Here is a 3,473-nt window from a genome sequence, read left to right as displayed (position 1 = left end):
TGGCCGGTGCGCGGCCGCGTACTCTCCACATTCGGGCCGAAACCTGACGGGCTGCATAACGACGGGATCAATATCGCGGCGCGGGCCGGTGCGCCGGTGATCGCGGCCGAGAATGGCGTGGTGGTCTATGCGGGCAGCGAGCTGAAGGGTTTTGGCAACCTCCTGCTGGTGCGCCATGCCGATGGCTGGATGACGGCCTATGCCCATCTCGACAAGGCGCTGGTCAAGAAGGGCCAGAAGGTCACCAAGGGCCAGGCGATCGGCACAGTGGGCAGCACCGGCGGCGTGTCGCAGCCGCAGTTGCATTTCGAAATCCGCAAGGGCACCCAGGCGGTGGATCCCGCCAAGTTCCTCTCGGTGGCGTAAGCCTTACCTCGCGGGTTTCAGCGGCTTTCCGAGACGGCCGGCCAGATCCTGGATGAACTGCCAGGCCACGCGGCCTGAGCGCGCGCCACGCGTCATCGACCATTCCACGGCCTCGGCGCGCAGCTGCTTCTGGTCGATCTTCAGGCCATAGGCGGCGCAATAGCCGTCCAGCATGGCGAAGAAATCCTCCTGGCTGCAGGAGTGGAATCCGAGCCAGAGGCCAAAGCGGTCGGACAGCGAAACCTTTTCCTCCACGGCCTCGTGCGGATTGATCGCCGTCGAGCGCTCGTTCTCCATCATGTCGCGCGGCAGCAGGTGGCGGCGGTTGGAGGTGGCGTAGAGGATCACGTTGTCGGGCCGGCCCTCGATGCCGCCATCCAGCACGGCCTTCAGCGACTTGTAATGCTGGTCCTCGGCGTCGAACGACAGATCGTCGCAGAACAGCACAAAGCGCCGTTTTGATTTGCGCAGTATCTTCAGCAACTGCGGCAGCGAAGGGATGTCCTCGCGGTGGATTTCCACCAGCGCCAGAGCATGGGCTTTCTTCCCATTGATCGCGCCGATCGCCGCTTTCACCAGCGACGACTTGCCCATGCCGCGCGCACCCCACAGCAGGGCATTGTTGGCCGGCAGGCCCCTGGCGAAGCGGGTGGTGTTGTCGAGCAGGATGTCGCGCACGCGCTCCACGCCCTGCAGCAGGTTGATGGACACGGCATTCACCTGCGGCACGGCCTCCAGCCAGCCCGGGGCCGGCTCGGCATGCCACGCAAAAGCATCGGCGGCGGTTTCGTCCCAGTCCGGCGCCCGTGGCGGGGCCAGCCGTTCCAGGGCATCGGCGATACGCAGCAGCAGGGCGGCGTCGGCCGGTGGGGGGGCTACCTTGGCAGCGGCGGGGCGGGGTGCTTTTTTGGCTGCTTTCTTGGGACGGGACGCCATGGATTTTTCGCCTTGTCGGGGGAGCTTTGTTTCAGATCAATACCCGGCCCGGCGAACAGGGTAAAGCTGCGGGAAAAGGAAGTGCTGACATGCCCGAATCCGCCACCATCCGCCGCCATTTCCTCGCCAGCCTGCAGGCCGCCGAAGCGCCGCAGCAACCCTACCGCCACTGGCTGCTGAACCAGGCCCTGCCGCTGGAATCCGCCGCCGCCATTGTCGACCTGCCGGTCCGGCCGGCCGAGATCGACGACACCCAGGGCAAGCGCGACAGCCATAACGAAAGCCGGGTGTTCTTCGCCGGCGACCTGCTGGCCGATCACGCCGTCTGCCGCGATGTGGCGGCCTGCTTCCAGGCGCCGGAAACCGTTGCCGCATTGCAGCAAGCCACCGGCGCCAATCTGGCTGGCCATTATCTGCGCATAGAATACTGCCAAGACAAGGGCGGTTTCTGGCTGGAGCCGCATACCGATATCGGCGCCAAGAAGTTCACCATGCTGGTCTATCTTTCGACCGCGCCGGACGGCCCGAACTGGGGCACGGATATCTACGATCACGAGAAACGCCGCGTCGGCCGTGCGCCGGCGGCTTTCGACCAGGGGCTGATCTTCGTGCCGGGCAACGACACCTGGCACGGTTTCGAGCCGCGTGACATCAAAGGCGTGCGCCGCTCGATCATCGTCAACTACGTGATCCCGGAATGGCGCGCCCGTCACGAGCTGGCCTATCCGGACCAGCCGGTTCAGGCGGCCTGAACACCGCGCCAACGCCTAGCGGGGGGCAGCCCTTTCCGCCATAATCCCGGGCCTGATTTTTCAGTCCCCGGATGCGGTGAGGAGGAAGCATGTACCCCGAAGTTTCCCTGTATATTGATGGTGCCTGGACCAAGGGCGCGAACGGCAAGACCCTGCCGGTGCTGAACCCGGCCACCGGCGAGGAAATCGGCAAGGTCGCCCATGCCGAGAAGGCCGATCTCGACCGCGCGCTGGCCGCCGCCGACAAGGGCTTCAAGGCCTGGAAGAAGGTCTCGGCCTACGACCGCTACAAGGTACTGCGCAAGGCCGCCGACATCATCCGTGGCCGCGCCGACGAGATCGGCAAGATCATGTCGATGGAGCAGGGCAAGCCCTTCATCGAGGCCAAGGGCGAAACCCTGCTGGCCGGCGACATCATGGACTGGTTCGCCGAAGAAGCCCGCCGCACCTATGGCCGCATCGTGCCGCCGCGCGCCGAGGGCGTGTACCAGCTCGTGGTGAAGGAACCGGTTGGCCCGGTTGCCGCCTTCACGCCGTGGAATTTCCCGATCAACCAGGCGGTGCGCAAATGCTCGGCCGCCCTGGCCGCTGGCTGCTCGATCATCCTGAAAGGCCCGGAAGAGACGCCGGCCTCCTGCGCCGCCCTGGTGCAGGCCTATGTCGATGCTGGCGTGCCGGCCGGCGCGATCCAGCTGGTCTATGGCATTCCGTCGGAAATTTCGGAATACCTGATCCCACACCCGGTGATCCGCAAGATCACCTTCACCGGCTCGACCCCGGTGGGCAAGCATCTCTCGATGCTGGCCGGCCAGCACATGAAGCGCATCACCATGGAGCTCGGCGGCCATGCCCCGGCCATCGTGTTCGATGATGCCGACGTCGACACCGCGGTGAAAATCCTGGCATCGAACAAGTTCCGCAATGCCGGCCAGGTCTGCGTGTCGCCGACCCGTTTCCTGGTGCATGAATCGGTCTATGGCAAGTTCGTCGAGGGCTTCACCGGTTTTGCCAAGTCACTGAAGGTGGGCGACGGCCTCGACAAGGATACCCGCATGGGTCCGTTGGCCAACGACCGCCGCGTGCAGGCGATGGAGATGTTCGTGGCCGACGCGGTGTCGAAGGGCGCCAAGATCGAGACCGGCGGCAAGCGCATCGGCAACAAGGGCAACTTCTTCGAGCCCACCGTGCTGACCGGCATCAACAATGACATGCGCATCATGAACGAGGAGCCGTTCGGCCCCGTGGCGCCGATCGTGCCATTCTCCAGCTTTGATGCGGTGGTGGCAGAGGCCAACCGCCTGCCCTTCGGCCTGGCGGCCTATGCCTATACCAAGTCGGCCAAGACGGCGGCGGCTATCGGTGCGGCCTTCGAGAGCGGCATGGTGTCGATCAACCACCATGGCCTGGCCCTGCCGGAAG

Annotated in this window: 4 protein-coding genes; 3 read left to right on the top strand and 1 reads right to left on the bottom strand. The window is 65.1% G+C overall.

Annotated features, from left to right (window positions below; all coding sequences use genetic code 11):
* A partial coding sequence (locus tag Q1J79_RS14380; protein WP_300301610.1) for a murein hydrolase activator EnvC occupies positions 1-366 on the top strand: 366 nt, incomplete at its 5' end.
* Positions 367-369: 3 nt separating this feature from the next.
* On the opposite strand, the gene Q1J79_RS14375 is transcribed toward Q1J79_RS14380, so the two are convergent.
* Positions 370-1,302, bottom strand: a complete 933-nt coding sequence (locus Q1J79_RS14375; protein WP_300301608.1) for an ATP-binding protein — start codon at positions 1,300-1,302, stop codon at positions 370-372.
* An 89-nt stretch (positions 1,303-1,391) separates the two neighbouring features.
* Between Q1J79_RS14375 and Q1J79_RS14370 the strand changes: the two genes are divergently transcribed.
* The gene (locus Q1J79_RS14370; protein WP_300301607.1) at positions 1,392-2,054 is read left to right on the top strand and encodes a 2OG-Fe(II) oxygenase; all 663 of its coding nucleotides are present in this window, start codon (positions 1,392-1,394) and stop codon (positions 2,052-2,054) included.
* Between the two features lie 89 nt (positions 2,055-2,143).
* The coding region (locus Q1J79_RS14365; protein WP_300301605.1) for an NAD-dependent succinate-semialdehyde dehydrogenase at positions 2,144-3,473 on the top strand (1,330 nt) is incomplete at its 3' end.

This window comes from Ferrovibrio sp. (assembly GCF_029255545.1).
Classification (GTDB): domain Bacteria; phylum Pseudomonadota; class Alphaproteobacteria; order Ferrovibrionales; family Ferrovibrionaceae; genus Ferrovibrio.
This window is presented reverse-complemented; position numbering and strand designations above follow the sequence as displayed.

What these genes read in the sequence shown, in the direction of transcription:
- Q1J79_RS14375 (WP_300301608.1), bottom strand. Translation starts at nt 1,302, where the DNA reads ATGGCGTCCCGTCCCAAGAAAGCAGCCAAAAAAGCACCCCGCCCCGCC.
- Q1J79_RS14370 (WP_300301607.1), top strand. Translation starts at nt 1,392, where the DNA reads ATGCCCGAATCCGCCACCATCCGCCGCCATTTCCTCGCCAGCCTGCAG.